Origin of the sequence: Bacillus pretiosus (assembly GCF_051294775.1) — a bacterium.
GTDB lineage: Bacteria > Bacillota > Bacilli > Bacillales > Bacillaceae_G > Bacillus_A > Bacillus_A wiedmannii.
The window spans coordinates 594,326-619,565 of the sequence record NZ_JBPPHF010000002.1 but is presented as its reverse complement, the minus strand read 5'-3'; the positions used below and the strand labels follow the sequence as shown (position 1 = coordinate 619,565).

34 protein-coding genes and 2 pseudogenes are annotated in these 25,240 nt (G+C 34.4%); 8 read left to right on the top strand and 28 right to left on the bottom strand.

What is annotated here, in order from left to right:
- Window positions 1-114: 114 nt before the first annotated feature.
- From ACSG5Z_RS11430 to gcvT, 11 genes and pseudogenes are all read right to left on the bottom strand, one after another.
- Window positions 115-738, bottom strand: coding sequence for an ABC-2 transporter permease (locus ACSG5Z_RS11430; protein WP_435711470.1), 624 nt, complete (start codon window positions 736-738; stop codon window positions 115-117).
- Window positions 722-1,344: pseudogene (locus tag ACSG5Z_RS11425) on the bottom strand (ABC-2 transporter permease). The gene ACSG5Z_RS11430 and the pseudogene ACSG5Z_RS11425 overlap by 17 nt, the downstream one beginning before the upstream one ends.
- A gap of 69 nt (window positions 1,345-1,413) precedes the next feature.
- Entirely contained in the window at window positions 1,414-2,046 is a 633-nt protein-coding gene (locus ACSG5Z_RS11420; protein ID WP_435711469.1) for an ABC-2 transporter permease, read from the bottom strand.
- Between the two features lie 13 nt (window positions 2,047-2,059).
- Window positions 2,060-2,719 (bottom strand): ABC-2 transporter permease, encoded by a 660-nt coding sequence (locus ACSG5Z_RS11415; protein ID WP_435711468.1) that lies wholly within the window; start codon window positions 2,717-2,719, stop codon window positions 2,060-2,062.
- On the bottom strand, window positions 2,700-3,572 hold the full coding sequence (locus tag ACSG5Z_RS11410; protein ID WP_435711467.1) for an ABC transporter ATP-binding protein: 873 nt from the start codon (window positions 3,570-3,572) through the stop codon (window positions 2,700-2,702). The genes ACSG5Z_RS11415 and ACSG5Z_RS11410 overlap by 20 nt, the downstream gene beginning before the upstream one ends.
- A 3-nt stretch (window positions 3,573-3,575) precedes the next feature.
- Window positions 3,576-3,950 (bottom strand): GntR family transcriptional regulator, encoded by a 375-nt coding sequence (locus tag ACSG5Z_RS11405; RefSeq protein WP_001021351.1) that lies wholly within the window; start codon window positions 3,948-3,950, stop codon window positions 3,576-3,578.
- Window positions 3,951-4,066: 116 nt separating this feature from the next.
- The gene (locus ACSG5Z_RS11400; protein WP_000535935.1) at window positions 4,067-4,258 is read right to left on the bottom strand and encodes a hypothetical protein; all 192 of its coding nucleotides are present in this window, start codon (window positions 4,256-4,258) and stop codon (window positions 4,067-4,069) included.
- A 70-nt stretch (window positions 4,259-4,328) separates the two neighbouring features.
- Window positions 4,329-4,532: a DUF3929 family protein gene (locus tag ACSG5Z_RS11395; protein WP_000639158.1), complete on the bottom strand. Its 204-nt coding sequence runs from the start codon at window positions 4,530-4,532 to the stop codon at window positions 4,329-4,331.
- Window positions 4,533-4,893: 361 nt separating this feature from the next.
- Window positions 4,894-6,369, bottom strand: coding sequence for an aminomethyl-transferring glycine dehydrogenase subunit 2 (gene gcvPB / locus ACSG5Z_RS11390; RefSeq protein WP_000795689.1), 1,476 nt, complete (start codon window positions 6,367-6,369; stop codon window positions 4,894-4,896).
- The gene (gcvPA, locus tag ACSG5Z_RS11385) at window positions 6,366-7,709 is read right to left on the bottom strand and encodes an aminomethyl-transferring glycine dehydrogenase subunit 1 (protein ID WP_000903246.1); all 1,344 of its coding nucleotides are present in this window, start codon (window positions 7,707-7,709) and stop codon (window positions 6,366-6,368) included. The genes gcvPB and gcvPA overlap by 4 nt, the downstream gene beginning before the upstream one ends.
- A 20-nt stretch (window positions 7,710-7,729) precedes the next feature.
- Complete coding sequence (gene gcvT, locus ACSG5Z_RS11380; protein WP_137010970.1) at window positions 7,730-8,830, bottom strand: glycine cleavage system aminomethyltransferase GcvT; 1,101 nt, start codon at window positions 8,828-8,830, stop codon at window positions 7,730-7,732.
- 392 nt (window positions 8,831-9,222) lie between these two features.
- Between gcvT and ACSG5Z_RS11375 the strand changes: the two genes are divergently transcribed.
- Together ACSG5Z_RS11375 and ACSG5Z_RS11370 are read left to right on the top strand one after the other, a co-directional pair.
- The gene (locus ACSG5Z_RS11375; RefSeq protein WP_046956347.1) at window positions 9,223-10,905 is read left to right on the top strand and encodes a DEAD/DEAH box helicase; all 1,683 of its coding nucleotides are present in this window, start codon (window positions 9,223-9,225) and stop codon (window positions 10,903-10,905) included.
- Window positions 10,892-11,686: a YqhG family protein gene (locus tag ACSG5Z_RS11370; RefSeq protein ID WP_001183978.1), complete on the top strand. Its 795-nt coding sequence runs from the start codon at window positions 10,892-10,894 to the stop codon at window positions 11,684-11,686. The genes ACSG5Z_RS11375 and ACSG5Z_RS11370 overlap by 14 nt, the downstream gene beginning before the upstream one ends.
- 36 nt (window positions 11,687-11,722) lie before the next feature.
- Here the strand turns inward: ACSG5Z_RS11370 and ACSG5Z_RS11365 are convergent, their stop codons facing one another.
- Window positions 11,723-11,854, bottom strand: a complete 132-nt coding sequence (locus tag ACSG5Z_RS11365) for a hypothetical protein (RefSeq protein WP_000064661.1) — start codon at window positions 11,852-11,854, stop codon at window positions 11,723-11,725.
- A 97-nt stretch (window positions 11,855-11,951) separates the two neighbouring features.
- Window positions 11,952-12,179: a hypothetical protein gene (locus ACSG5Z_RS11360; protein WP_000032702.1), complete on the bottom strand. Its 228-nt coding sequence runs from the start codon at window positions 12,177-12,179 to the stop codon at window positions 11,952-11,954.
- 73 nt (window positions 12,180-12,252) lie between these two features.
- Here ACSG5Z_RS11360 and ACSG5Z_RS11355 point away from each other — a divergent pair.
- Window positions 12,253-12,370: pseudogene (locus ACSG5Z_RS11355) on the top strand (GTP pyrophosphokinase).
- Between the two features lie 140 nt (window positions 12,371-12,510).
- Window positions 12,511-13,143 (top strand): VC0807 family protein, encoded by a 633-nt coding sequence (locus ACSG5Z_RS11350; protein WP_088064402.1) that lies wholly within the window; start codon window positions 12,511-12,513, stop codon window positions 13,141-13,143.
- A gap of 67 nt (window positions 13,144-13,210) precedes the next feature.
- Here ACSG5Z_RS11350 and ACSG5Z_RS11345 read toward each other — a convergent pair whose 3' ends face one another.
- From ACSG5Z_RS11345 to comGA, 10 genes are all read right to left on the bottom strand, one after another.
- Entirely contained in the window at window positions 13,211-13,411 is a 201-nt protein-coding gene (locus ACSG5Z_RS11345) for a YqzE family protein (protein ID WP_000106081.1), read from the bottom strand.
- 38 nt (window positions 13,412-13,449) lie between these two features.
- The gene (locus ACSG5Z_RS11340; protein WP_137010971.1) at window positions 13,450-13,947 is read right to left on the bottom strand and encodes a shikimate kinase; all 498 of its coding nucleotides are present in this window, start codon (window positions 13,945-13,947) and stop codon (window positions 13,450-13,452) included.
- A gap of 118 nt (window positions 13,948-14,065) precedes the next feature.
- The gene (locus ACSG5Z_RS11335) at window positions 14,066-14,716 is read right to left on the bottom strand and encodes a 2OG-Fe(II) oxygenase (protein ID WP_435711466.1); all 651 of its coding nucleotides are present in this window, start codon (window positions 14,714-14,716) and stop codon (window positions 14,066-14,068) included.
- Between the two features lie 175 nt (window positions 14,717-14,891).
- On the bottom strand, window positions 14,892-15,263 hold the full coding sequence (gene comGG, locus ACSG5Z_RS11330; RefSeq protein ID WP_046956345.1) for a competence type IV pilus minor pilin ComGG: 372 nt from the start codon (window positions 15,261-15,263) through the stop codon (window positions 14,892-14,894).
- Window positions 15,260-15,730 (bottom strand): competence type IV pilus minor pilin ComGF, encoded by a 471-nt coding sequence (gene comGF, locus ACSG5Z_RS11325; RefSeq protein WP_097907746.1) that lies wholly within the window; start codon window positions 15,728-15,730, stop codon window positions 15,260-15,262. Before comGF ends, comGG begins: the two co-directional genes overlap by 4 nt.
- Window positions 15,700-16,002 carry a hypothetical protein gene (locus ACSG5Z_RS11320; RefSeq protein WP_000829516.1) on the bottom strand — a complete coding sequence of 101 codons (303 nt, stop codon included), beginning with the start codon at window positions 16,000-16,002 and terminating at the stop codon, window positions 15,700-15,702. The genes comGF and ACSG5Z_RS11320 overlap by 31 nt, the downstream gene beginning before the upstream one ends.
- Window positions 15,995-16,450 (bottom strand): comG operon protein ComGD, encoded by a 456-nt coding sequence (gene comGD, locus ACSG5Z_RS11315; RefSeq protein ID WP_435711465.1) that lies wholly within the window; start codon window positions 16,448-16,450, stop codon window positions 15,995-15,997. The genes ACSG5Z_RS11320 and comGD overlap by 8 nt, the downstream gene beginning before the upstream one ends.
- Window positions 16,447-16,746: a competence type IV pilus major pilin ComGC gene (gene comGC, locus ACSG5Z_RS11310; protein ID WP_088064405.1), complete on the bottom strand. Its 300-nt coding sequence runs from the start codon at window positions 16,744-16,746 to the stop codon at window positions 16,447-16,449. Before comGC ends, comGD begins: the two co-directional genes overlap by 4 nt.
- Before the next feature lie 11 nt (window positions 16,747-16,757).
- Complete coding sequence (gene comGB / locus ACSG5Z_RS11305) at window positions 16,758-17,789, bottom strand: competence type IV pilus assembly protein ComGB (protein ID WP_435711464.1); 1,032 nt, start codon at window positions 17,787-17,789, stop codon at window positions 16,758-16,760.
- Window positions 17,782-18,825 carry a competence protein ComGA gene (gene comGA, locus ACSG5Z_RS11300; protein WP_435711463.1) on the bottom strand — a complete coding sequence of 348 codons (1,044 nt, stop codon included), beginning with the start codon at window positions 18,823-18,825 and terminating at the stop codon, window positions 17,782-17,784. Before comGA ends, comGB begins: the two co-directional genes overlap by 8 nt.
- 205 nt (window positions 18,826-19,030) lie before the next feature.
- On the opposite strand from comGA, the gene ACSG5Z_RS11295 reads away from it, so the two are divergent.
- The 3 genes from ACSG5Z_RS11295 to ACSG5Z_RS11285 all read left to right on the top strand — a co-directional run bounded on the left by ACSG5Z_RS11295 (window position 19,031) and on the right by ACSG5Z_RS11285 (window position 21,595).
- The gene (locus ACSG5Z_RS11295; RefSeq protein ID WP_262749249.1) at window positions 19,031-19,726 is read left to right on the top strand and encodes a helix-turn-helix transcriptional regulator; all 696 of its coding nucleotides are present in this window, start codon (window positions 19,031-19,033) and stop codon (window positions 19,724-19,726) included.
- 125 nt (window positions 19,727-19,851) lie between these two features.
- Window positions 19,852-20,094 (top strand): DUF2626 domain-containing protein, encoded by a 243-nt coding sequence (locus ACSG5Z_RS11290; protein ID WP_000440719.1) that lies wholly within the window; start codon window positions 19,852-19,854, stop codon window positions 20,092-20,094.
- Window positions 20,095-20,200: 106 nt separating this feature from the next.
- Window positions 20,201-21,595, top strand: a complete 1,395-nt coding sequence (locus tag ACSG5Z_RS11285) for an L-cystine transporter (protein WP_048562307.1) — start codon at window positions 20,201-20,203, stop codon at window positions 21,593-21,595.
- A 216-nt stretch (window positions 21,596-21,811) separates the two neighbouring features.
- Here the strand turns inward: ACSG5Z_RS11285 and ACSG5Z_RS11280 are convergent, their stop codons facing one another.
- The gene (locus ACSG5Z_RS11280) at window positions 21,812-22,027 is read right to left on the bottom strand and encodes a DUF3912 family protein (protein ID WP_001008334.1); all 216 of its coding nucleotides are present in this window, start codon (window positions 22,025-22,027) and stop codon (window positions 21,812-21,814) included.
- Between the two features lie 254 nt (window positions 22,028-22,281).
- Between ACSG5Z_RS11280 and ACSG5Z_RS11275 the strand changes: the two genes are divergently transcribed.
- Complete coding sequence (locus ACSG5Z_RS11275; RefSeq protein ID WP_001093232.1) at window positions 22,282-22,593, top strand: hypothetical protein; 312 nt, start codon at window positions 22,282-22,284, stop codon at window positions 22,591-22,593.
- A gap of 38 nt (window positions 22,594-22,631) precedes the next feature.
- Here the strand turns inward: ACSG5Z_RS11275 and ACSG5Z_RS11270 are convergent, their stop codons facing one another.
- The 4 genes from ACSG5Z_RS11270 to murG form a co-directional block, all read right to left on the bottom strand.
- A complete protein-coding gene (locus tag ACSG5Z_RS11270; RefSeq protein ID WP_000764275.1) occupies window positions 22,632-23,120 on the bottom strand; it encodes a hypothetical protein in 489 nt (162 codons plus the stop codon).
- A gap of 79 nt (window positions 23,121-23,199) precedes the next feature.
- Complete coding sequence (locus ACSG5Z_RS11265) at window positions 23,200-23,574, bottom strand: nucleoside 2-deoxyribosyltransferase (RefSeq protein WP_001012499.1); 375 nt, start codon at window positions 23,572-23,574, stop codon at window positions 23,200-23,202.
- Window positions 23,575-23,667: 93 nt separating this feature from the next.
- The gene (locus tag ACSG5Z_RS11260) at window positions 23,668-23,928 is read right to left on the bottom strand and encodes a DUF3966 domain-containing protein (protein WP_000817963.1); all 261 of its coding nucleotides are present in this window, start codon (window positions 23,926-23,928) and stop codon (window positions 23,668-23,670) included.
- Between the two features lie 249 nt (window positions 23,929-24,177).
- Complete coding sequence (gene murG / locus ACSG5Z_RS11255; RefSeq protein WP_435711462.1) at window positions 24,178-25,236, bottom strand: undecaprenyldiphospho-muramoylpentapeptide beta-N-acetylglucosaminyltransferase; 1,059 nt, start codon at window positions 25,234-25,236, stop codon at window positions 24,178-24,180.
- Window positions 25,237-25,240: the final 4 nt, after the last annotated feature.

The window sequence follows — 25,240 nt, the reverse complement described above, 5'->3', positions numbered from 1 at the left end:
TTTCAGCTTTATATTACATACTCCAAAAGATGTTGTACCAAACAGCCTCTCTGTTTATAAACTTTTACTTTCATATTGTCGTTATTGAAGAAGGTGCCTTATATAAGGCACCTTTTAAAATTCTCTCTTCTCATACAATTTCACTGAAATGAAGATAGATACTATGAACATGCAAATTGCACCAATGAATAACACGCTGTTATATAGTTGAATTTGTTCTAAGTTGATTCCAAAGAAAATAGAAGAAACAGCCATAGGTGCTATTAGTATAAAAATCGCAATAAAAACAGTTTTTTTATATGCTAACCAAAATGATATTGGTAAAACAAAGCTTAAATACATTAAAATAAAGCTAATACTAGCAATCATTGTCGTTTCAATAAATTCAAATAGGTTAACCCCATTCTTCATTCCCATCGTGAAACAACCGACCGTTACGCTTATAAAAAGAATAATAATTGCTACTATATATTTCGCATACACAATTTGTTTTCTCCATATTGGTAAGCTATTTACTATAACTTCACTCTCATTTTTACTATCTGCTTCAAATGTTTTTACTGTTGCCCCAATTGTAAAAATTACTGACATAATTATGAACAGATTTTTCGTATCTGTTAAGGCCATATAAAAGAAAACAGGATACAGTATGTACCAAATTAAAAATTTCCATTGAATGATGAAATCTTTTAAAATTAGTTGTTTCAATGCTATTCCCCCCTCACAGATCACGCTCATTATAAAAATGAATTGAGAAAAACATGGACATAACATATAAAAGAAGCAGCCCTGCTATAAAACAAATATTTACGACTAAACTCGTGTTCCAAGCATTTTCTACATCTAACCAGACGTTACTTACAATCAGTCCACTTAAATACCCCAACGCAAGTCCGGCGAACGGAGCAATTTGTTTTGCACTGCTATATCCTACTAAAAATTCAATTGGGAGTACGATTATGCTACAAACCAATCCTCCCGTTATTCCGCCAAGAACAGCTCCCCACAGCATAAGTCCAGTTATATATTCATTTTGTAACTGAATTAAACCAATCACTAGCGAGAAACCTCCACCTAAAGCAACTAAAATACTTACAAATATGTATTTTGCTATGACAATTTCCTTACGCTGAAGTGGTAAACTATTTAATATCTTTTCACTCTTATTTCTAGCCTCATAACTCGTCGAACATATCGTTCCAAGGATAGGTATAATTATACTAAGCTTCAACAGAAAAGTGTCGCTACCAAAATCAACAATTGCTAGGAAAAGCAAGCATATAAAACCAACAACCCTACCTTTCTTTGCATCATCATATCTTTTAAAACTAATTGCTTGATCATATATCACACCTCACTAAACTCATTCCTTAACATCAATTATTCGTTTTTATATAAGACAAGCCATACGTATTAAAGCTCTCTCTTTTTAAAACTCACAATAGCTATAAACATTGAAGCTAAATAACTTACACACGCGCCTATACTTAAAATACTTATGACTACTAGCACATCGGAAGTTCGAAAAATTATTAGCATAAGCCTTTCATCCATAAATATATTGCACATAAATCCTAGTAAGCCTATTATAGGAAAAAGCATAACTAATCCAAACATAGTAACCATTCGCTTATCCTCACTATATTTTATGGGAAGGATCATAACAGCATACAGAATAGAAAAGAAAATAGCTATAAATGCTGCATACCAAGGTATATTTATATTTTCTTTTAATACAAATACAGGTAGTACAAAGAAAACAAATGTAATGATTAAGCTGAATGCCATAAATAATAGTGTCGATATGTATTTCGCAATGACAAGATCTTTCCTAGTAAAAGGTAGACTTACTAACACTTTTTCCGTACTATTTTTCTCCTCATTTGATAAAGAGATTGAAATCATCAAAAGACATATAGCAAAACAAACATATGCTAATTGAAATGGTTTTATAGTGTTTTGGAATGCTCCGTATATTGGTAAGATTAAATAGATAAGAAACATTTTTCTTTGTAAGAAAAACTCTTTCAAAATTAACTGTTGCATACAATTCATCCCCCTACAAATCACGTGCTTCATAAATTTTAATTGTAAGAAACATAGAAGCGATATACATACTGACTAATATAATGAATCCAACTATAAATATACCAATATGCATAGGATTCATAATCCACTCAAGGAATGAAGGTGTTGTTTCATTCAGCCCATCACTAATAAATATCCAAAGTATCCCCCCGACTAGTATTGAAGCTGCTGCTATTATACTTATTACCGCCTTTGATTTTGCAACATAATAAATAGGGAAAAAGGTGGCCATCCAAAATACGGCGTAAACAATTCCATTTATTACTTCATACCATGAAATCCCAATATAAAGTTTAGGTTGGTATGCACCAATAACAGCGATACACCTTATAAGAAAAACAACTAGCATAGTAGAAACCATGCCCCCTACAATGAATATTGCACAGGAAATATATCTAGCAATTATGATATCCTTTCTGCTTAACGGTAAACTATTCATAATAATGTCACTTGTATTTCGTTCATCTATTGCGACTAATACCATAACTGCGGAAAGAGTTATAAATAAACAACTCATAGGAAACAGCATTCCATCACCGTTTTCAAATAAAAAGAATATAAAGGGTATAATAAGAAACACTGGCCATATCCCTCGAAAAAAGAACAAATCTTTATATACGAGCTGACGCATAAACACTTCTCCCTTTCGCAGTGTAAACGATAATATCATCTAATGTAGGCTTTTCTAGTACAACCTCATTTCCAAACCAATCGATAATTGCTTGTTTATCCTTCGCTAAACCTTCGAAACCAAATTTATTTTTTCGTAATCCAACAAATAATTCTTTTCCTTCTCGGTCTAATAAATCATTACTTCCTTTTACGATTACGTAGTTCTCCATTAGTTCATCTTTCTCACCAGTAAATATAATTTCTCCATCATTGATGAACGTAATATAATCTGCGATGCGCTCTAAATCTGTTGTAATGTGCGTTGAGAATAATACAGATACTTCATCCTCCATTACAATTTCTTGCAAAATATCAAGTAATTCACTTCGAACAACTGGATCTAATCCTGCTGTCGGTTCATCCATAATGATAAACTCTGCGTGATGTGAAAGTGCGATAGCAATCGCAAATTTCATTTTCATCCCTTTTGATAGTTCTTTAATTTTTTTATACTTCGGAACTTGTAATCTGTACATATACGATTGATACTGCTCTTCGTCCCACTTTTTATATAATGGTGCAATAATACGTTTCATTTGTTCACACGTTAAATCTTCGTAGTAATGATTTTCATCATATACAAAACCAATATTTTGTTTTATTTCCTTTTCAGCTTTCTTATTGTCTTTGCCAAAAATTTTTATATCGCCGCTATCTTTTCGAATTAAATTCATAATCATTTTGATTGTCGTACTTTTCCCTGCGCCATTCGGTCCGACAAATCCCATAATATATCCGCGTGGTAACGTAAAACTTATATTTTTCACTGCAAAATCTTGATAACTTTTACAAACATTTTTTAGCTCTAACATCTCTTATTCCCCCTCATATAAACACGCAATCATCTGCTGTAAATCTTCAAGTGAAAGCTGCAACGCTTTACTTTCATTTACAATCTCTTCCGCTTTACTTTCCAATAGACGAAGCCTTTGTTCTTTTAGTAGTTCATTATTTTTACGTGAAACATAAGTCCCCTTCCCAGCAACAGTTTCTATATATCCTTCTTTTTCAAGCTCCTCGTACGCACGCTTCGTTGTAATTACACTAATTTGTAATTCCTTCGCTAAGCTACGAATAGACGGTAATTGGTCTCCACCCTTTAAACCACCATTTAAAATAAGCTGGCTTAATTGTTTTCTTATTTGTACATAAATAGGGTCTTGGGAAGAATTCGAAATAATAATATTCATGTTTTCCTCCAGTGTGTATATACTGTATATACCTTATATACACAGTATATACACACCATCCTATTTTTGGCAAGAAAAAAAGACCAACATTTTCCTGTTGGTCTTTCGTATATGTATCACTTTTCAAAGCGATCTAACATCTCATCTCTCATTCCGAAACTCACTACCGCAATTCCTACATACATAAACAGAAGGAACGCCGGATGAACTGTGTTGTACCAAGTGCTATCAACAATTAAATAAATCGTTAATGCTACAACAAGAACAAACGCTAAGATAAACATATAAAAGTGTCTTGTACTACCCATAATAAACTCCTCTCTTCTCTCATCACCATTCAACAGTATATTGTATCGAATAATTCGATATGACTCAAGGTTAACTTTCTGTTATGTAATCAAGTTCCACCTTTACAATGTCCTCACATGCTATTGAAATGATTGTTCCTTTCTTATCAATTGCCGTCACTTCTCTATTATCCATTACACGATGTGCTACTCTTTCTAATACTTTTCCTTGATCTCGATAACAAAATTCTTTTACATCTTTAATCGTTTTTCCGTTTTCTAAATGGTATATCATTCTATAACACCGATATCCCACATTTTCACCCCCAACTTGCTCGTTTTTTCACATATACATAAAAATGAGTCATTCCTATCTCATTGCATCTTCTTAATTTCAATAAAATTCTAACAAAAATAAATACTTTTATCAAACTGACTTTTTCAACAAAATCACCTATGAAACTACTTCTTTACACCATTATGAAACAAAAAATATAAAATTTTAACATTTTCTTCACTAGTTCTGCATAAAGTGAAACTTTAATCAGCGGGGGATTTTTGTTCATCCCCATTGATTATCAGCCTACAAATCGCGGGACAAATTCTCCATACAAAAAAGAACCCGCATATAGCGAGTTCTTCCTTTGTTATTCTAATTAAACTTGTACAGGAGCTAGCTTTTCATAACGTAAAACTGGTTTACGAGCGGCCAATGTTTCATCCAAACGTTTAATTACCGTTGTATGTGGCGCTTCTTGTACAACTTCTGGATTTTCTTCTACTTCTTTAGCAATTTGAATCATCTTATCAATGAAACCATCTAATGTTTCTTTTGATTCTGTTTCTGTCGGTTCAATCATAATACATTCTTCCACATTTAATGGGAAGTAAATTGTCGGTGGATGGTAACCGAAATCAAGCAGGCGTTTTGCGATATCTAATGTACGTACGCCAAGTTTCTTTTGGCGACGACCTGATAATACAAACTCATGCTTACAATGTCTATCGAACGGAAGATCATAGAATGGTGCTAATCTTCTCATCATATAGTTCGCATTTAATACCGCATACTCCGTTACTGCACGTAGTCCATCTGGACCCATAGAACGAATGTATGTGTATGCACGAACGTTAATTCCGAAGTTACCATAGAATGGTTTTACGCGTCCAATTGCTTCTGGACGATCATAGTTAAAGTGATAGCCATTTTCCGTTTTCTCTAAAATTGGTTTTGGTAAGTACGGAATTAAATCAGCTTTCACACCTACTGGACCCGAACCTGGGCCACCGCCGCCGTGAGGACCTGTAAATGTTTTATGAAGGTTTAAATGCACAACGTCAAATCCCATATCTCCTGGGCGCGCTTGGCTTAATACCGCATTTAAGTTTGCACCATCATAGTATAATTTACCGCCTGCGTTATGGACGATTTCTGCCATTTCTAAAATATTTTCTTCGAATAGACCTAATGTATTAGGATTTGTTAACATAAGTGCTGCTGTTTCTTCGTTTACAACACGTTTTAAATCTTCTAAGTCAACAAGACCATGTTCATTTGATTTTACTGTAATTGTTTCAAAGCCAGCTACAGTTGCAGATGCTGGATTCGTTCCGTGAGCAGAGTCAGGAACAATTACTTTCGTACGGTTAAAGTCACCATTTGCTTCATGGTATGCACGAATTAACATTAAGCCTGTCCATTCTCCGTGTGCACCAGCTGCTGGTTGCAATGTAACAGTATCCATACCTGTAATCTCAATTAAGTGCTCTTGTAAGTCGTACATTAATTCCATTGCACCTTGTACTGTCTTTTCATCTTGTAATGGATGAATATTTGCAAATCCTGCGAAACGAGCTACATTCTCATTAATTTTCGGATTATATTTCATCGTACAAGATCCAAGTGGATAGAATCCAGAATCTACACCGTGGTTACGGTTTGAAAGTGCTGTATAGTGGCGCATAATGTCAAGTTCAGATACTTCTGGTAGCTCTGCATCTTCTACTCGAATATAATCGCTCTCAAACACATCTTCTAGTTTCACTTCTTCTACATCTAATTTTGGTAGGCTATATCCTATGCGTCCTTCTTTACTCACTTCAAAGATAAGTGCTTGGTCTTGATTCTTCATTGGATAGCCCCCATTTCGTTTACAAGTGTGTCAATTTCCTCTTTTGTACGAAGCTCAGTTACTGCTACAAGCATATGGTTCTCATGCTCTTTATAATCACGGCCTAGGTCGTAACCGCCGATAATATTCTTTTGTAATAATGCATCGTTTACTTCCTTCACTGGACGCTTGCAATCTACAACAAACTCATTGAAGAATGGTCCAGCAAATGTTACAGTGAAGCCTTTCGCTTCAAATTGACGTTTTGCATATTGTGCTTTAGAAATGTTTTGACGTGCCATTTCTTTCACACCTTGTTTACCAAGTGCCGTCATTGCAACTGATGCTGCTAATGCATTTAACGCTTGGTTTGAACAAATGTTAGACGTCGCTTTATCACGGCGAATATGCTGTTCACGTGCTTGTAACGTTAATACAAATCCACGTTTACCATCTGAATCTACAGTTTGTCCAACAAGACGTCCTGGAATTTTACGCATAAATGCTTTCGTTGTTGCAAAGTAACCACAGTGTGGTCCACCAAACTGCGTTGGAATACCAAATGGTTGTGCATCACCGATTACAACATCAGCACCAAATTTTCCTGGTGGTGTTAATGCGCCTAATGATAATGGGTTTGAAGAAACGATAAATAATGATTTTTGTTGATGAACGATTTTTTCAATATCAGCTAATTTTTCAACTTGTCCGAAGAAGTTTGGATATTGAACGATTACACAAGCAACTGTATCATCTACTTCACTTTGTAATACGTCTAAATCTGTTACACCATCTTTATGATTAATTTCAACAACTTCAAGATGTTGACCTTTTGCATACGTTTCAAGTACTGCTCTTGATTCTGGATGAACTGCACTAGATACAAGAATTTTCTTTTTGCGAGTATGGCCAGCTGCTAGCATTGCCGCTTCAGCTAAAGCTGTACCTCCGTCGTACATAGAAGAGTTTGCTACATCCATTCCTGTTAATTCACAAATCATTGTTTGGAATTCAAAGATCGCTTGTAATTCCCCTTGTGAAATTTCTGGTTGGTATGGCGTGTAAGCTGTATAAAATTCCGAGCGAGAGATAACGTGATCTACAATTACTGGAGCGTAATGATCGTATACACCTGCTCCTAAGAAAGAAGCGTATTCTTTTAAGTTAGCATTTTTACTAGCCATTTGAGTTAACTCTTTTAAAAGCTCTGGCTCTGATTTTGCTTCTTTAATTTTTAAATCCCCTTTAAAACGAACACTCTCTGGAATATCAGAGAATAACTCATCGATCGTTTGAACGCCGATCGTTTGTAACATTTCTTTTTTGTCTTCTTCTGTCATTGGAAGATAACGATGCAACATGAAATCTACCCCTCTCCCCGTTACTTTGAACGTTTATAAAATGGTGTTGGAACAACTACTGCTTTGACGCGTTTATTACGAATTTCAATTTCTACTTCTGTATCAACTGCTGCGTATTTTACATCAATTAGTGCTAAACCAATGCTTTTCTTTAACGTTGGAGATTGTGTACCACTCGTTACTTCCCCGATTTTTTCTTCTCCAATAAATACAGGGTAATGTGTACGAGGAATTCCACGTTCGATTACTTCGATGCCGACTAATTTACGAGGCGCACCGTTTTCTTTTTGCTCTTTTAACGTTTCTTTTCCAAAGAAGTCTGCTTCTTTATTTGGTTTTACCGCAAAGCCGATGCCAGCTTCAATCGGTGTAATATCTTTTGATAATTCTTGACCATAAAGTGGTAATGTTGCTTCGAAGCGAAGTGTATCGCGAGCACCTAAACCACATGCTTTTAAGCCTTCTTCTGCTCCAACTTCAAGAAGTTTTTCCCAAAGTTTTGCAGCCTCTTCACTCTTACAGTAAATTTCAAATCCATCTTCACCTGTGTAACCTGTACGAGATACAAGTGCTGGAATTCCATCTACAAGAATATCGTTTTTAAATTTAAAGAACTTAATTTCTTTCAAATCTTCTGACACAACTTTTTGTAAAATGCCTTCTGCTTTTGGACCTTGAATTGCAAGCTGTGCAACTTCACTAGAAACATTGACTACTGTCGCATCGCCAATTACATGGCTAGCTAACCATTCGTAATCTTTCTCGATATTTGATGCATTGATTACTAATAAATAGTCTTCTTCACCACGTTTGTAGATTAATAAATCATCTACTGTACCACCATTTTCGTAGCACATAGCTGTATATTGTGCGCCTCCTACCTTTAAGGTAGAAACGTCATTTGTAACAACACGTTGTAAAAATGCTAAACTATCTACACCTTTTACCTCAACTTCTCCCATATGAGACACATCGAACAAACCTGCAGCCGTACGTACAGCTTCATGTTCTTCTTTAATGCTTGAAAATTGAACTGGTAATTCCCAACCACCGAAGTCGATTGTTTTTCCACCATACTTCGCGTATACATCAAATAACGGTGTACGTTGTAATGTAATCATGCTCTCTCCCCCTTATGCTTTGACAAATCAATAAAAGTTGCTCGCCATATCTAAACATTTTCACTCTGAAAAGATAGGATATACGGAATCTCATTATATTTTTTTATGAAAGCGTAAATAAAAAATCACTTTCTTGGATAAAATACGAAAGATTCCACACATTTCACACCATTATCCTAACATTATTCGCTATATTTCATCAATATTCTAGCATAAAAAATAATTTAGAATTTTTCATTCTTAATCTTATTAAATACAATTTTCAAAATTTAGCCCTTTATCTTTTCCTATTCTTTAATTTTCAGCAAGTGTAATAGAGCCTTATTACAAGGCTTATATAATAAAGATTTTTTTAATAATTACTTTAGTTTATAAAAGGTGGGAGAGTCGTAATGAATGTCGATATTTCCGTAGATCGAACGTGGCAAAACAATTTTTTAAATAGAATTAACGAAGATGGTCCTTGGACAAATTGGGATTTATATCATTTAGCTTATAAAACAGAAAAATCGTTACTTGTTCCTACTTTCGATGGATTACAAGCACCGAAGCATTTATCTCATTTCACACCACTTCCTCATCAATTAGAAGTCGCTCAAAATGTCATTGAACAAATGAATGGTAAAGCGATACTAGCAGATGAAGTGGGACTTGGGAAAACGATTGAAGCTGGGCTGATTTTAAAAGAATATATGGTCCGCGGCCTTGTGAAAAAAGTACTTATACTCGTCCCTGCCTCTCTCGTATCACAATGGGCATACGAATTAAATACAAAGTTTTTTATTCCAGCTGTAGCCCAAAAGAAAAGCTACTCGTGGGAACAAGCCGATGTGATTGTATCATCAATTGATACTGCAAAACGTTCACCGCATCGCGATATCGTTTTGAATTTAGAATATGACCTTATTATTATCGATGAAGCACATAAACTTAAAAATAATAAAACAAAAAACTATGAATTTGCACAACGATTAAAAAAGAAATTTTGCTTATTATTAACCGCTACGCCTGTTCAAAATAAGATTGATGAAATTTTCAACCTCGTTTCTTTATTAAAGCCAGGACATTTAGGCAATCAATCCAACTTTGAAGAATATTATGCTTCAAAAAATCGTTCCGCCGAATCTGATGAAGATTTAAAATCTCTTATTAACAAAGTGATGGTCCGAAATCGACGTCATAATACCGGAATTGATTGGCCAAAGAGACATGTACGTACAATTTTTGTTGAGTTTAATGAAGAAGAGCAAGCTTTGTATAATGGTATTGAAAATTGGCGAGGACAAGATGCCTTCACATCTGCTTTCTCATCGTTAACTTTAAAACGGGAAGCGTGTAGTAGTCGTGAAGCTGTTTACTATTCATTAAAAAAACATGTGGAAAAAAGGCAGAAAGAAAATGAGCATTACATAAAAGACCCGCATATTGATGTGCTAATGGACAAAATTAATCATATTCCTTTCAACTCAAAAGCGAATAAAGCACTAGAACTTATAAAAGAAATTGACGATAAAGTCATTATTTTCACTGAATATAGAGCTTCACAAATGTATTTACAATGGTTTTTACAACAACACGGTATTTCTTCCGTTCCATTCCGCGGCGGGTTTAAACGTGGGAAGAAAGATTGGATGAAGGAGCTTTTCCAAAACCACGCACAAGTATTAATTGCAACCGAAGCTGGTGGTGAAGGGATTAACTTACAGTTTTGTAGCCATATGATTAATTATGACTTACCGTGGAATCCAATGCGTCTTGAACAAAGAATCGGACGTATTCACCGTCTTGGTCAAAAGAATGATGTTCATATTTATAACTTAGCTACAAAACATACTGTTGAAGAACATATTTTGAAACTGTTATATGAAAAAATCAATTTATTTGAGCGTGTTATCGGTGAACTTGATGAAATTTTAACGAGAATTAATATGAAAAACATCGACGCACATATTCAAGAAATATTTGCGCAATCAAAAAGCGAAGGAGAAATCCGAATTAAGATGGAAAACTTAACATCTATTATCGACTTCGCGAAACGAAATGAAGCTGAGGTGCAAGGCTATGCAGCAACATGAAATTCATAATTACTTATACAATTTTTTTGAGGCGAATAACTGCGAAATTTTAAAGCGCTCCCCTCATCTATTAGATGTGCAGTTAACAATTGAGATGGATAAATTATTAATGAACCGTCCTTTTTATTGGCACTATCTTGAGAAAACAGGAGGCGTACCGAATCCGATGCGCCTTACTCTTCTTACAAATCCAGAAAGTGAAGAAAGCGATGGTGAGCTTATTCACTACGGTTCACCACGTCTTCATCAAATTTTCCAAACGACAAAAGAATTAGGCTCTTACATACGTTTATATGAGGAAGTACGGCATAGCGGAGCGACACATACACCACTCCATCCTTGGCTCGGTGTAAATATTAAAGTTTCCTATCAATGTGATCGAAAAAAAGACATCCTTCACTCCATTGGGATTCATCTCATTTCTGGCACAATGATTGCAAACTTTCATGAAACATTAGCTAAAATTAAACTTACACCGAAAATACCTGACTTTTGCTTTACGCTCTCGCCTATCATTAAACCGCAAAGCGGTTTACAACGTATAGAGGATGCTTTAAAAAATATTATTGCAGAAGATGACCATACGTGGGCGAAAGAAGCAAGAGTGCGCTGGAATCACGATTTAGATCTTTTAAATCGTTTTTATGAAGAAAGTGATGAACTCCCCGAAAGCTATGAAATTGAAAAACAAGCCTTGCAAGAGCAATATGAACCACGCATTACAGTACAAATTATTAACGGCGGACTCTTTTATGTTACCGCGAATCATTTTCTTTCTTAAAAAGCCCCTTCTGTTTTAGAAGGAGCTTTTTTTGAGTTATCCTCTATCGCCATTACGCTCTTGTTGTTTTTGCTTTGCCATACGTTTTTGATGCGCACGATCCTTTGCGCTCACATGATTAGCATCAGTTGGAAGATTTTCTTTTGAACGACCAATTCCATTACTCATCTTTATCACTCCTTTTTATATCTTTCAAAATACATCCTTATTTTCAGCTAGAGATACAATCCTTATACAAAAAAATAAGAGCAGCCATTGGCTACTCTTACTCACTCACATATTTTTGAAACATATCATGGATGCCTTTATTTACGAGGTTCGAGATCTGCTCGTCAGATTTATTCGGATAACGATCACGCAATCTGATAGATGCCTTCACCATTAAATTTTCTAATACAGAACGGCCACCTTCTCCATAAATAATTTCAGCATACTTAACAAGCCTTCCATCCTCTACTGTTGCTGGATTATGATTGAAGAAAAATTTACTCATTGTCTCCACCTCTCTATTTTGATAACGTTTACATTTATATAGATTATTTATGTTATTTATTTCACAATATTGTATGCATGTATATTTAATTAGTTTCATTATAAAGCAACATATCGATAGTAAATATGTGATTTTCCGTCCATTTTGTGAACAAACCAAAAAATGAAAGCGTTTCCTTTATTATATACTAAAAAAACTTACTACGCTAGGGGCAATTTTTTCAATCTACTAATCCCTCAAAAAGTGATATATTTTTTCTTTTCCCATTAAACATTATACAATTTTCAGAAATTATATTATAAAATATATGTATGACTTAAGGAGGATTTATATGAATCAAAATAAAAAAGCTATATTAGATCTTGTCTTTTATCTCGTAATCCCATTCCTCATTTGGAAATTTGCAAAACCTTATATCGATCCTTATTACGCGATGTTACTTTCCTCTGTTCCGGGGATTATTTATACACTGTATACCTTTAAAAAAGAAAAACAGTTTAACGTAACAGGATTCTTTATTTTAATTACACTCATTTCTAATACAACGGTAGACCTATTATCTGGATCAGCTGAACGAATGTTATGGAACGATGCGTATTATCACATCGTGCTCGGTATTATCGTTATATGTACCATTTTTATAAAAAAACCACTTATGTTATATTTCGCAGCAGATATTGCCGCATTGCAAGGCCATGACCGTGATAAAAGTCGTGAACTGTATCGTGATAGTCGTATCTATCCAGCACTAAAATATTTAACGCTATTTTTCGGGCTACAATTCATATTAAAAAGCTTCTTAAAAATTTATTTCATCTCTGTTTTCGGTGTAGATGGCTATGGTGAAATGAGAGCGATTATGACCGCTGTTGGATGGGGCATTTCCATTTGTATCGGAATTGGATTTGTTTGGGTAAACAACAAAATACATGCTGTTACAGAAGAAAAAGAATCTGTACAGTAAATGAAAATCCCCTAGTAGCATCATACTACTAGGGGATTTTCATTTTACTACACATATTAAGAAATCGTTAACTTGATTTTTTTCTTTTATTTTTTACGTTTCGATAAAACAAAGCAGCACTAAGCGGCATAACACCAAACCACTTATTCATAAATGGCTCTTTTTCAGCACGGCGTTGTTCTTTCTTTTGTTTACGATCTTCTTTTGGAGCATCCATATACGACACAAACTGCTGTGTCACAAAGCGAACATAATCATTAGTAGACATATTATCATCACCTCTACTTGATTAGTATGTCCACTTTTTTATTCATTAATCTTTTCTTTTAATTCATTCATGATTTGTTTTACCGATTTATTCGTCGTATCGATATGAATATGAGCCTCTTCATATTGAGCTCGGCGCGATTCAAATTTTGCCACAAATGCCTCTATATCTTTCTTCTGAAATAGTGGACGTGTCGTATCTTCACGAAGCCTTTCTGCAATTACATGTGGATCACAATATAAATACACGACAGTTCCATTTTCCTTCATCCACTTTCGGTTTTCCTCTCGCTCAATGATTCCACCACCAGTTGTAATAATTACATTACAACTGGGTAGTGAACGTAACATTTCACTTTCATATTCCCGAAAAGCGATTTCCCCTTCTTCGGCAAAAATATCACGAATTGCCTTCTCTTGCTTCTCTTCAATCTTTTGGTCGGTATCGACAACATCCATATGAAGTTCTTTACTTAATTCTTTTCCAATTGTTGTTTTCCCAGCTCCCATATAACCGGTTATGTATATAGTTTTCATGTTCGTTCCTCTCAATCATCCGTTATTATTTGTTATTATAACGAAAGATTACATTATTTAATAAAAAAACGTTTTGTTCTCCTTGTACAATGAAGAACAAAACGTCACATACACGTTTTTACTTATAAGTGCCTCTTCTCACCCACTGCGTTGCAATCCATTTCTCACCTTTCGTTACAGGTGCCCCTCCATGTAACGTAAGCTCATTTAGTGATTGGTCTTGATAGAAATACTCAAAGTACACTGCCATTCCCTTTCTAGGGTGCACAGAAAGATTTAATTTCGGGAAGAACGTTTCTCCGCCTTTTTCTACATCATTTAAGTACATGACAAGCGTACTAATACGATTATTAGCAGCTGATCTACTATGTTCCGCAAAATAATCATAGTGCGCTTTATATTGTTGATCCACTTCATAATTTAAAATGTGTAATCCTTCTCCATGCGACGCAGGAACATTCATGATAGATGAAATTCGTTTTTCAATCTTCGCAGTAAGTTCATTATCGTCCAAAAATGCACCGCTACTCGTTCGAATATCATTTACATCACGTGATGAACCAACTTTAGAACGTTTCATTTTACTTTTAGACAATTCAATCAATTCGTCGCATTCTTCATCGCTTAATACATTTCCTAACACGACAATAAGAGGTTCTTCGAATTTTGAAATAATGTGTATTTCCCTATCTTCTGTCATAATTGCATTTCCTTTATGATCAAAAATAGTTTGTTCCTTATTTTCACCTATTTGATTGTTATTTGTCATTTCCCTATTCTCCCTAAAAAAATATGTTTGGATAGCATGAATATATCATATTCTTCCTACCTTTCTCTTTTTTGAGAAAATTTAAACTTTCAATTGTTTTATTTATCCATTTTCTATAAAAAAATAACCTATTTTAAAATAAGAAATTATGGTTTTCATCCGTATATTTTACATGCTATCCTTCTATCCAATCGAATATTTTCTCATCCTTTTTTCTATACCGGAAACTAACCTTGTAGAAAACTTCTTGTTTTATTTTGCACTGCAACGAAACGAGTATAACATCGTTTTCAAAGACGTAATTCCCACTTGCTTCGCCCTTTTCATATTGAAAGAAAAAAGTATCTTCCTTTTCTTTTTGCTGTAAGTCTTTTTTTATATTTGTAATAGATCGATTTAGTAGTTCCTCCAGTACAAACTTTTGCTCTATTTCAATATAAAATTTTTTATCTATAAGCAACATATTCGTTTCGTATACAAAGAACGAAGTTAATAATACAAGAAAAATGATTGTTCCTGGCATCGTAAATCCATCTTGTTTTCTCATATATTTATTTCCATTTCGCTATACCTGACAGCTACACCTTCATATATTTTCCCACTCATATCTTTCACATTTATAAAGAGCAAATGAGGTGTTACTTCATACGAAACCATTTCAACATTTTGCAATATAACTTCTCTTCCGCGCATATTCACTTTTCTTATAAGATGATTATTCAATTTTTCATACGTCACTTCATCTCCAGTGCGAAGACGGAAGCGCAAAAGATTATCTTTATTTTCAGGGACTATTTTTTCTACAAAAGATACTTTACGAAACTCTAACTGTACTTGTCCTATAAACACATCCCATTCCCAATTATTTAATCCTTTTGATTGGTTGTTTTCTATTCCAATAAAATTTAAACGTGGCAAGAGTAAAAAGAACAGTGATAACAGAAAAAAACATACGATCATTTCTATTAATGTAAACCCAACTTCTAATTTATTTTTTCTCCTGCATAAAAGCATTGTTCCATCATTCTTCCTTTCACATCTTTCCACATAGCACAAACTTCATTTCCTCCCCAATATGTGTAATATACATTTCCGTTTACGACTTTTTCTTGCGGTCGTTTCGCCCCATTCTCATACATATATAAAGCTGCTTCCCTTTTTAATAATACAAATGCTTTATAACGAATTTGTATGTTTTTTCGTTCTTGCATAACCAATACTGTTTGCGGAAGTAGTAAAGATACTGCCATCATTACTATACTTAATGCTACAAGCATCTCAGCCATCACTGACCCTTTTTGACATTTCACGATACGTAAATCTCCCTCTCCCAAGCTGAAATACAATCTCATATTTATAACTTCGATACGAAAGTAAAATAGTGCCACCTCTATTAATATTTCCACTCGGATTATATGTCATCGGATTTGGAAAAGTATTCAAATCAATTTGTATATCGCTATCATATTCTCTTTTAATGATAGCAAGATTCTCACTTAGCTCCCCTATATAATACATATGTCTATCTTTATACCATCGTAATGTATAGTGTTTTTGACGGTTTATCGCTAATTGTTGCATATACAAAATATCGTTTGAAAACTGTCTTAAAAATTGTTCCACTTTTTGTTTTTCATGTAATGAATGTACGTTAAAATACGTGACCATACTTAGTACAGAAATTGCAAATAGAACGAGTAGCATTTCTAAAAGAGTAAAACCTTTTTGTTTCACAGTTTCCCAGTTGTTACTGTGCCATCATTTGAAATATGAATGGCTTCACCATTCGGACACTCATCAGCTGTAATATATTTTTCATCCCTTAGCTCTTTTAGCGAGGGAATTTTATTATGTTGTAAATGGTATGCTTGTATTTGAGCTTCTATAGATTTCACATAGGCTTTACATCCTTTTCCTTCGACAGATGAACGCTGTGTAACTACATTCGGAATAATTAATAGTAATAGTACAGTTATGACGACCATAACTAATAACATTTCTAAAAGGGTAAACCCTTCTTCATTCTGCATGTAAATGCCTCCTAAATAGAATTCATCATTTGAAACATTGGCATAATCATCGCTAAATACATAAGAACGACTATTCCTCCAATACACGTAAATAAAATTGGTTGAATGATCACTAACATACGTTTAACTTTTTGCTCCATCTTTTCCATAATAAGATCGCTATAGTCACCTAATTCGAGCGCCAAATTACCGTTTGCTTGTCCATGCGTAATAATATAAGAAAGTTCTTCCTCATAATATCCGCTTTTAGCAATAATAGATTGCAACGGTTCTCCTGCAATTAATTGGCGTTCAATTCGACCCGCTTCATATTGAAAGAACGGATGATAATTTTGCTCCATCATTATTGTTAGGGCCTCAAGTACTGATAGTCCACCTTGTAATAAACCGCTCAATTGAGTGGCGAAATAATGTGAATGCTTTAAAATAAGAAATGTTTTTACGAGGGGGATACGAAGCATAATTTTTACCAGCTTCATATGCGGGAGTTTCCGAAAGTAAAACATATATACACTACATCCAATCATAATGATAAAAATAGTGCTAAAAATAAGGCTGGGTAGCAGCTTAATTGCACTTAATATTTGTTCTGTAAGTAACGGTGCTGTAGAACCGAATGAACTATATACCATGTCAACCTGCGGTAATAAAATGCGGTTAAAAACAAAAATCATGATTATTAAAAAGAACGCCAAAAACATAGGATACTGCATTATTTTCATCATATCTTTCCGATACTTATCCTTTTTATAAAGAAGTGCGCTCCCTTGTTGCAACGCAAAAGAAATATCACCATGTTGCTCAGCATAAAATAAATAACTTAACACCTCCTGATGAAACATTAATTGATGAAAAGAATCATGTAGACTTTTTCCATCTTTTAATCCATCAATCATGCGCTGCAATTGTACTTTCTTTTCTAAAGGTAATTGAAACTGTAAAAATTCTAATGCCTGCAAAAGGGAGTATCCTTTTTCTAATAGTTCTCCTAATCGTCTCAGCAATACTACTTGATCACTTAAACTCCATATTTTCTTAAACATACACATCCTCTTCTAAAAATCCTAAAGCGTATCCTTTTCGTATCGAAGATTCTAATGTTTCGTGCTTGTACGTGACACATTCCCCGTTTGCTTCTTTAATTGCTTGTTTTAACTCATATCCATATAACAACTCATAAATACTCGCTTGTCTTACCTGCCTCATTGATTTACATAAAGTTGAGCACTTTCTTTGGCAAAACGGACACTTCAATTCGACAAGTCGCTGTGCAGCTATAGCCAATAAAGATTGTTCAATCTCTTGCCTCGTTATACCGAAATCCATAAATCGGAGTATCGCCCCTTTCGCATCACTAGTATGCAGTGTCGTCATTACTAAATGTCCAGTCAAACTTGCTCTTATAGCGATTTTCGCTGTTTCTTCATCACGAATTTCACCGACTAAAATAATATCTGGATCATGACGTAAAATGGCCTTTAGTCCCGCCTCATATGTGATACCTGCTTTTTCATTTATTTGAATTTGTAGTACATCGTCATTTCTTTTTTCAACTGGATCTTCAAGTGTAACGATGCGACGTGTTTTCTTTTTTTTAATTACCTCTAATAATGCATACATTGTTGTTGTCTTCCCCGAACCAGTCGGTCCAGTAAATACGAGTAACCCATGTGAATAGTGTAAAAAAGAGAGTAGTTTTTTCGCTGTACTTGGAAATAACGAAAGATGAGATAACGGCTGAATAGATGCTTGTAAATGAAGACGAATAACGAGACTTTCTTGGTATACGGTTGGAAGCGTGGAAAGGCGTAAATACACTTCTTGTCTATCCATTTGTAAATACAGTGAACCATTTTGTGGCTTCCGTCTCTCCCCTATATCCATGGATGCTAAAAATTTAAAGTGTGAAACAAGTTTTTCCCCAAATTCCTTTTCGATACAGTGTTTCGTCATTAAATCTTTTCCTATACGCAGTTGAACCGCTACATCCTTCTTTCGGGGCACAATATGTAAATCCGAAGCTTGTACCCTGCACGCCTCTTTCAAAATCGTATTCGCAAAAATTTCAATTCCATTCATCATTTTTCCCTCCCCACTATGTATATAGCATGAAAAAATTCATAAGAAAAATCGGTATTTTTGTATTTTCAATAGAGGAAAAAGGAAAAATATGTTTGTGAAATTATGAACAATTTCCGAATTATTGTCTGAAATTACCTATATGGAAGTTTATCTGTATTATAATGTTATTATCTTGGATAAAGTGATAAAGGTGGAGATCCTCATGGAACAAGCTTTAAAAATTACAGGCGTATTATCTGACCCAACTCGTTATTACATTTATAAATATATTTCTCAAAAACATAGTTACGTAACTGTACAAGAAATTGCAGATGAGTTTGACATTCATCCAAACGTAGCACGTTTACATTTATCTAAATTAGAAGATGTTCATATGCTGAAATCGGAAACGAAGAAAACTGGAAAAGGCGGAAGACCAAGTAGATTATATGTATTATCTGAAGATGTGATTCAATTACAATTTCCATTCCGCGATTATCAATTGTTAGCAAGAATAGCATTTAATTCTTTACTTAGCCTTGGCGCCGCTGGTGAAAAAGCGCTATACGAAACGGGAAAACAATTCGGGTCCGAGTTAATGCAACAACATATGCAGCGTTTACATGTGAACGAAGATGCTTTAACAGTAGAGCAAAAAGTCCAAATTGCAAAAGAAGCTTTCTCAACAGCTGGTTTATCACCTGCATTTGAATTAAGTGCAGATGGAACGAAAATTTTCTATGATGTACACAATTGTCCATTTAAAGAAGTTGCTGTTCATCACCCAACTGAAATTTGTAATATGCACGGAGATATGATGAAAGGGATTTTTGAAATCCTATTCCCTAACACGGAATTAACTCGAAACGATAGTCTACTAGATGGATGTAAATCTTGTAATTATAAACTAACAATTTAATTTCTCATATAAAAAGAAGCCAATTATAATTGGCTTCTTTTTATATGAATGAATATTTACAATAGTAAGAAAAATAAACTATAATGAGGAGAGGTTTACTTTTTTTAGAAAAGGAGGGAGATGGCATGGAGCGCATGTTTCGCGTTCTCGGCTTTTGGACTGGAATTTTCTCGGTTATGTTTTACGTAGGGGATATGCAACAGGCCGCACTACTATTTTTAGGACAAACAGGTTTCTTCGTACTTTTAAGCTATTTAAATTTAACAGAGCGTATGTATATATACGTATTCGGGGCATATTTAACTGTTTTCTTCATAGGATTTACATACTACACGACGTTTTTACTTGTCCCTGGAGCTGGACATTAAAGATGGCATTTTGCCATCTTTTTTTTAATTCCGCAATTCCCTAGTTGACTTATAGGTTTTATTACCTTATATTCTATATAACAGATTGGAATTAGGGGGAATCAACATGAATACACTGCTTGTCGGAATTAACGTTGCAGTCATGCTCATCTTAGTTGGCGTATTATATTATATGCAACGTAAGCATGTATCTTTTAATAAACGTGTATTTACTGCTTTAGGAGTCGGAATTATATTCGGTCTTATATTACAATTTATTTATGAGCCAACTTCTAAAGTAATTATTGAATCAAATACTTGGTTTAGCTTGATCGGTAACGGTTATGTGAAATTACTTCAAATGATCGTTATGCCACTTATTTTAGTATCTATTATTTCAGCCTTTACAAAATTACAGTTAACGAAAAACCTTGGTAAAATTAGTGGTCTTATTATCGGAATTTTAATTCTTACTACTGGAATCGCTGCAGCTGTCGGTATCGCCGCAAGTGCAGGATTTGATGTATCTGCAACAGGCCTGCAACAAGGTGATGCAGAATCTGCTCGTCTGAAACTAGTTGAAGAAAGATTTACTTCTATTGAAAAAACAACAATTCCAGATAAATTATTAGAGCTGTTACCTACAAATCCGTTTCTTGATTTAACAGGAGCTCGTCCAACATCAACAATTTCTGTTGTAATATTTGCAGCCTTTATCGGTATCGCCTTTATAGGGGTAAAACGAAAATATCCAGAACAAGCAGAACTATTTAAGAAAATGCTTGATGCTGTATATGCAATCGTAATGCGTATGGTAACATTAATTTTACGTCTTACTCCATACGGCGTATTAGCTCTTATGGCAAAAACAGTTGCTGGTAGCGACATTAATGCTATTTTAAAACTTGGTAACTTCGTGTTAGCGTCTTACGTGGCACTTATCGTAATGTTCGTTATCCACTTATTATTAATTGCTCTATCTGGTTTAAATCCAATTCAATATTTAAAAAAGGTGTTCCCTGTATTAACATTTGCATTCACATCTCGCTCTAGTGCTGGTGCAATGCCATTAAATATTGAAGCGCAAAAAGAAAAGCTTGGTATTTCCGAAGGGATTGCAAACTTCGCAGCATCATTTGGAGTATCTATCGGACAAAACGGTTGCGCAGGTATTTATCCAGCAATGCTTGCAATGATGGTCGCTCCAACTGTAGGAATCGATCCATTACAACCACAATTTATTTTAACTTTAATCGCTGTCGTTGCTATTAGCTCATTCGGTGTTGCCGGTGTTGGTGGTGGTGCAACATTCGCAGCGTTAATCGTACTATCTACAATGAACTTACCAATCGGTATTGTCGCTCTTGTTATCTCAGTTGAACCATTAATCGATATGGGTCGTACAGCTCTTAACGTAAGTGGTTCTATGACAGCAGGTCTTATTTCTAGTAAATGGCTTGGTGAATTAGATCAAGATACGTACAATCAAGATGATACAAAAACTGGTGAAATTGCTTCATAATAAAAAGAACGCTAACAAAAACTGTTAGCGTCCTTTTTTAGTTCTTTTCATCTTCCTCTTTGTCTTTTATACATAAGGCATAACATATTGTTTCAAACACTATGTAAAATCTCGTTCTTTATACTTCATTTCTATCTCCTTACACATAGAAAAAGAGAATACAATAACATATTCTCTTTTCTCAAATATACTTCATTATCTCACAGCCCGTCCTTTTCACAAATAACCATTTTGTTCGCACCATTTATGAAATTGTCCTACGTCTACTCCAACTAACACGATATCCTTTAGCTCTACATCAATGATTTGTTCTCCAATTACAATAGCAAACTGCGATTCTAATTTTGTCTCGCTGTTCTTTACAATTCCAATTCGGTTCCGATGCGGTCCATCTTTTATATATGCTTTTTGTCCTACAATATCAAAGTTCAAGTCTCTCACCTCTTTTATTGCGCTTAAATTTGAAATACGAACTCAAATTCGGAAATTTTCCTTTCCTTGCACTATTTCTCTATATATATGACGAAACAATAAAAGAGTCCTCCCTTCTTTACAATTATTTTTTCTTTGTTTCATTTTTGTGATTGAAACGTAAAGTTTATAATAAAATACACTTGGAAGCGCTTTCTATGTAATTTTTTATGTTATAATATATAAGTAGAACTTCGCAAAGAGGGTTAAAAAAAATGAATACAAAAATGATTAAAAAAGTAATTGACGCATTAAAAGTATATGGCTTTCAGAATGTATCATTCTGTGACAAAACGAAACAATTTTTATTTCATAACGAAATGGATATTATGAGCGGCTATGCAGAAATAACATATAGTAGTCAATTTGAAAAATTCAACGTACAAATTCATCCGATTGAAACACATCACCAAGCAGAGTTACAAGAGGTTGAAAGACATATACAGGCCTGTATAAGAAAAGTGGAATATTTAAACGCACTTCTTAGCGGACAAACAAAACTAGATGACAAAATTATTATAATGTAAAAAAAAGAACGTGAGAATATCACGTTCTTTTTTTTACATTATACGTTCATCTTTTCCTTCAGTTGTAATCCTGTAATGGATTCTAATACATCCATTGCTTCTCCAAATGTCATATCAAATATCGTCTTATCCTCTATGTATGGAAATTGTCTAAAGCGCTTTTCTAACATTTTCACGGCGTCCGACGTAAAGTGTACACTATCAATGCCAAATTCTGTTTCAAGAAGAACGATCCAATCTAACACATGAAAACCTAATCCATTTACGAATGAAATAAGTTTTTCTTCTGGCTGTGAAGATAAGAATACGTGTCGTTCCATCTCATCGAAAAGTTCTTCACCTAAAACTTCTGCTAATTCATCATCATGTTCGCGTTCAATAATCTCTTCATATCCGTAATCATCCACAAGCTCTTCTACTTCTTCACTATCCTCACAAAGCAATTGACTAAGAACGGCCTCTTTCTTAAATTCACTATTTTGTACAACTTCTAAAAAGCTCGTTTCCCATCCATTTTCTAATTTCATATTATATACTCCTTTATATACGTTTCTTATCATCACTGTTCCCAAAAGATCACTTTTATAACCTTTTAGGTCGTTACTATTATTTCACATGATTCATAACATAAGATGCAAATTCAGTTGCATCTCCTTCAAAAATATTTATTTCTGGCAAATGATAGAACGTTGTTTGAAGCGGGTTTCTTTCATGATATACATATATCTTTTTCTCTAGCGCAATCGCCATTCCAAACTCTGTATGGCTCCCGTTTCCGCCATCTAATATAAGTAAAAAGACATCCGCTTCTTTAATAGCATTCTTTTCTGCCTGCCCAATTTCTCTTAATTGATCTTGATTCACTGCTCTTTCGTTTCTTGTCCAATCATATGTATGGTGCCATCCTGCATGTTTCAGTTCATTTGCTATAGAACGTACAAGATGTTTATTTTGGAATCCTGAGGCGACATAAAAATTCATTTATATACACTCCTTCATTATGTACGGGAAACTCCTTTTAGCGTTAATTGCTATAAACATAATAAAGAATGACTTCAAAAAAAATCCCCATCTTTAAAACTTATTTGCGTTTAAATGATGGGATTCTTCATGCTCTTCTTTTATTTTCTTCTTTTTATAACTTTCATCAGCTAACATTTCTAGTTCAGCTGTTATTTCTGATTTTTCAAGCTCTCTTTCTTGCGAAAATTTCCTTGAAATATAAACAATAACACTACCAACGTACAACACAAAGCATATAATAAGTGCAGTATTTTCATAGAGACTTAGCTCCAACACAGTCACTCCTAATCCATTCGTATTTTCACGCTTCATTAATTGGAATTTCCCTACTAATCCATTTGTTACCCCGCTATTCGAGAGCAGTAAAACCCCCACCTCAAAATTCAGCAAAAATAAAGAAGTTAGGTGTGGGATTAACTGCCCGTAAAAGCCCGATTGGTTCAACTAATAATCAGTGGGGGATTAACCCCTCCCCCACTGATTAAAGTTTCACTTTATTGTAACATAAAAATATCAATCCTTGGAATCTTTCATCCTACTAAAAAAGACATGATTGTTTCATCATGCCTCTGAAATATATTGAATGATTGTTTGAATTGCTTCTTTTCCATTATATTTTTTTAGTGCTGTTTTATACATCTCATTATTTTGATTTAATTCTTCGACATGCTTTATAAGTGATTTCACAGTCACATCTTCCTCATACAATACGGAAGCATATCCTTGTCTTTCAAAAGACTCTGCATTTAGTATTTGATCTCCACGGCTTGCAAATTTCGATAGCGGAATTAAAACCATCGGCTTTTGCAATGTTAAAAACTCAAAAATGGCATTAGAGCCCGCACGTGAAATAACAAAATCTGTTATCGCTAATATGTCTGGCAGTTCCCCATGTATATATTCAAATTGTTTATATCCTTCTTTATTTTGTAAGCTTTCATCAAGATTACCTTTTCCGCAAAGATGAACAATTTGATATTTTTTCAGAAGTTTTGGTAACGCTTCTCGAACCGTTTCATTAATTTTCTTTGCGCCCAAACTTCCTCCCATAATTGTAATAACTGGCTTTTTACGTGAAAAACCTAAAAACACTAAACCTTTTTCACGATTTCCCTTTAGCACTTCTTCACGTACAGGAGATCCTGTATAGATTACTTTTTCTTTCGGTAAATGTTTCGCAGCTTCTTCAAATGTAACAAATATTTTCGAAGCAAAACGGAGCGCAATTTTGTTTGCTAGTCCTGGCGTCATATCAGATTCATGTAATAAAACAGGGACTCTATTTAGCCAGCCTCCAATTACGACTGGTACAGATACGAAACCACCTTTTGAAAAAATCACATCCGGTTTTAGTTTTCGAATCCTTACATACGCATCCATAACACCCTTCATTACAAGAAAAGGATCTTTTATATTTTTTAAATCAAAATAACGACGTAGCTTTCCACTTGAAATACTATAGTACGGAATGCCTTCCTTTTCTATAATCGTTTTCTCAATCCCTTGATGAGAACCAATATACGAGATATCCCAATTCTGTTCTTGTAAATGTGGAATGATGGCTAAATTAGGTGTTACATGCCCTGCCGAACCGCCACCTGTAAAGACTATTTTCTTCATACGT

Bases quoted from the DNA above. Each gene is read 5' to 3' on its own strand.
- ACSG5Z_RS11360 (WP_000032702.1), bottom strand. From the start codon at position 12,179: ATGAGTAAATTTTTCTTCAATCATAATCCAGCAACAGTAGAGGATGGA.
- gcvPB (WP_000795689.1), bottom strand. From the start codon at position 6,369: ATGAAGAATCAAGACCAAGCACTTATCTTTGAAGTGAGTAAAGAAGGA.
- ACSG5Z_RS11340 (WP_137010971.1), bottom strand. From the start codon at position 13,947: ATGAAAACTATATACATAACCGGTTATATGGGAGCTGGGAAAACAACA.
- ACSG5Z_RS11400 (WP_000535935.1), bottom strand. From the start codon at position 4,258: ATGGGTAGTACAAGACACTTTTATATGTTTATCTTAGCGTTTGTTCTT.
- gcvPA (WP_000903246.1), bottom strand. From the start codon at position 7,709: ATGTTGCATCGTTATCTTCCAATGACAGAAGAAGACAAAAAAGAAATG.
- ACSG5Z_RS11405 (WP_001021351.1), bottom strand. From the start codon at position 3,950: ATGAATATTATTATTTCGAATTCTTCCCAAGACCCTATTTATGTACAA.
- ACSG5Z_RS11335 (WP_435711466.1), bottom strand. From the start codon at position 14,716: ATGACAAATAACAATCAAATAGGTGAAAATAAGGAACAAACTATTTTT.
- comGG (WP_046956345.1), bottom strand. From the start codon at position 15,263: ATGAGAAAACAAGATGGATTTACGATGCCAGGAACAATCATTTTTCTT.
- comGC (WP_088064405.1), bottom strand. From the start codon at position 16,746: ATGCAGAATGAAGAAGGGTTTACCCTTTTAGAAATGTTATTAGTTATG.
- comGA (WP_435711463.1), bottom strand. From the start codon at position 18,825: ATGAATGGAATTGAAATTTTTGCGAATACGATTTTGAAAGAGGCGTGC.
- ACSG5Z_RS11275 (WP_001093232.1), top strand. From the start codon at position 22,282: ATGAATACAAAAATGATTAAAAAAGTAATTGACGCATTAAAAGTATAT.
- murG (WP_435711462.1), bottom strand. From the start codon at position 25,236: ATGAAGAAAATAGTCTTTACAGGTGGCGGTTCGGCAGGGCATGTAACA.
- ACSG5Z_RS11395 (WP_000639158.1), bottom strand. From the start codon at position 4,532: ATGATATACCATTTAGAAAACGGAAAAACGATTAAAGATGTAAAAGAA.
- ACSG5Z_RS11415 (WP_435711468.1), bottom strand. From the start codon at position 2,719: ATGCGTCAGCTCGTATATAAAGATTTGTTCTTTTTTCGAGGGATATGG.
- comGF (WP_097907746.1), bottom strand. From the start codon at position 15,730: ATGCTTTTATGCAGGAGAAAAAATAAATTAGAAGTTGGGTTTACATTA.
- ACSG5Z_RS11265 (WP_001012499.1), bottom strand. From the start codon at position 23,574: ATGAATTTTTATGTCGCCTCAGGATTCCAAAATAAACATCTTGTACGT.
- ACSG5Z_RS11320 (WP_000829516.1), bottom strand. From the start codon at position 16,002: ATGGCTGAGATGCTTGTAGCATTAAGTATAGTAATGATGGCAGTATCT.
- ACSG5Z_RS11370 (WP_001183978.1), top strand. From the start codon at position 10,892: ATGCAGCAACATGAAATTCATAATTACTTATACAATTTTTTTGAGGCG.
- ACSG5Z_RS11365 (WP_000064661.1), bottom strand. From the start codon at position 11,854: ATGAGTAATGGAATTGGTCGTTCAAAAGAAAATCTTCCAACTGATGCT.
- ACSG5Z_RS11290 (WP_000440719.1), top strand. From the start codon at position 19,852: ATGGAGCGCATGTTTCGCGTTCTCGGCTTTTGGACTGGAATTTTCTCG.
- ACSG5Z_RS11420 (WP_435711469.1), bottom strand. From the start codon at position 2,046: ATGCAACAGTTAATTTTGAAAGAGTTTTTCTTACAAAGAAAAATGTTT.
- ACSG5Z_RS11345 (WP_000106081.1), bottom strand. From the start codon at position 13,411: ATGTCTACTAATGATTATGTTCGCTTTGTGACACAGCAGTTTGTGTCG.
- ACSG5Z_RS11260 (WP_000817963.1), bottom strand. From the start codon at position 23,928: ATGAAGCGTGAAAATACGAATGGATTAGGAGTGACTGTGTTGGAGCTA.
- ACSG5Z_RS11410 (WP_435711467.1), bottom strand. From the start codon at position 3,572: ATGTTAGAGCTAAAAAATGTTTGTAAAAGTTATCAAGATTTTGCAGTG.
- ACSG5Z_RS11350 (WP_088064402.1), top strand. From the start codon at position 12,511: ATGAATCAAAATAAAAAAGCTATATTAGATCTTGTCTTTTATCTCGTA.
- ACSG5Z_RS11285 (WP_048562307.1), top strand. From the start codon at position 20,201: ATGAATACACTGCTTGTCGGAATTAACGTTGCAGTCATGCTCATCTTA.
- ACSG5Z_RS11270 (WP_000764275.1), bottom strand. From the start codon at position 23,120: ATGAAATTAGAAAATGGATGGGAAACGAGCTTTTTAGAAGTTGTACAA.
- ACSG5Z_RS11430 (WP_435711470.1), bottom strand. From the start codon at position 738: ATGAGCGTGATCTGTGAGGGGGGAATAGCATTGAAACAACTAATTTTA.
- gcvT (WP_137010970.1), bottom strand. From the start codon at position 8,830: ATGATTACATTACAACGTACACCGTTATTTGATGTATACGCGAAGTAT.
- ACSG5Z_RS11295 (WP_262749249.1), top strand. From the start codon at position 19,031: ATGGAACAAGCTTTAAAAATTACAGGCGTATTATCTGACCCAACTCGT.
- comGB (WP_435711464.1), bottom strand. From the start codon at position 17,789: ATGTTTAAGAAAATATGGAGTTTAAGTGATCAAGTAGTATTGCTGAGA.
- ACSG5Z_RS11375 (WP_046956347.1), top strand. From the start codon at position 9,223: ATGAATGTCGATATTTCCGTAGATCGAACGTGGCAAAACAATTTTTTA.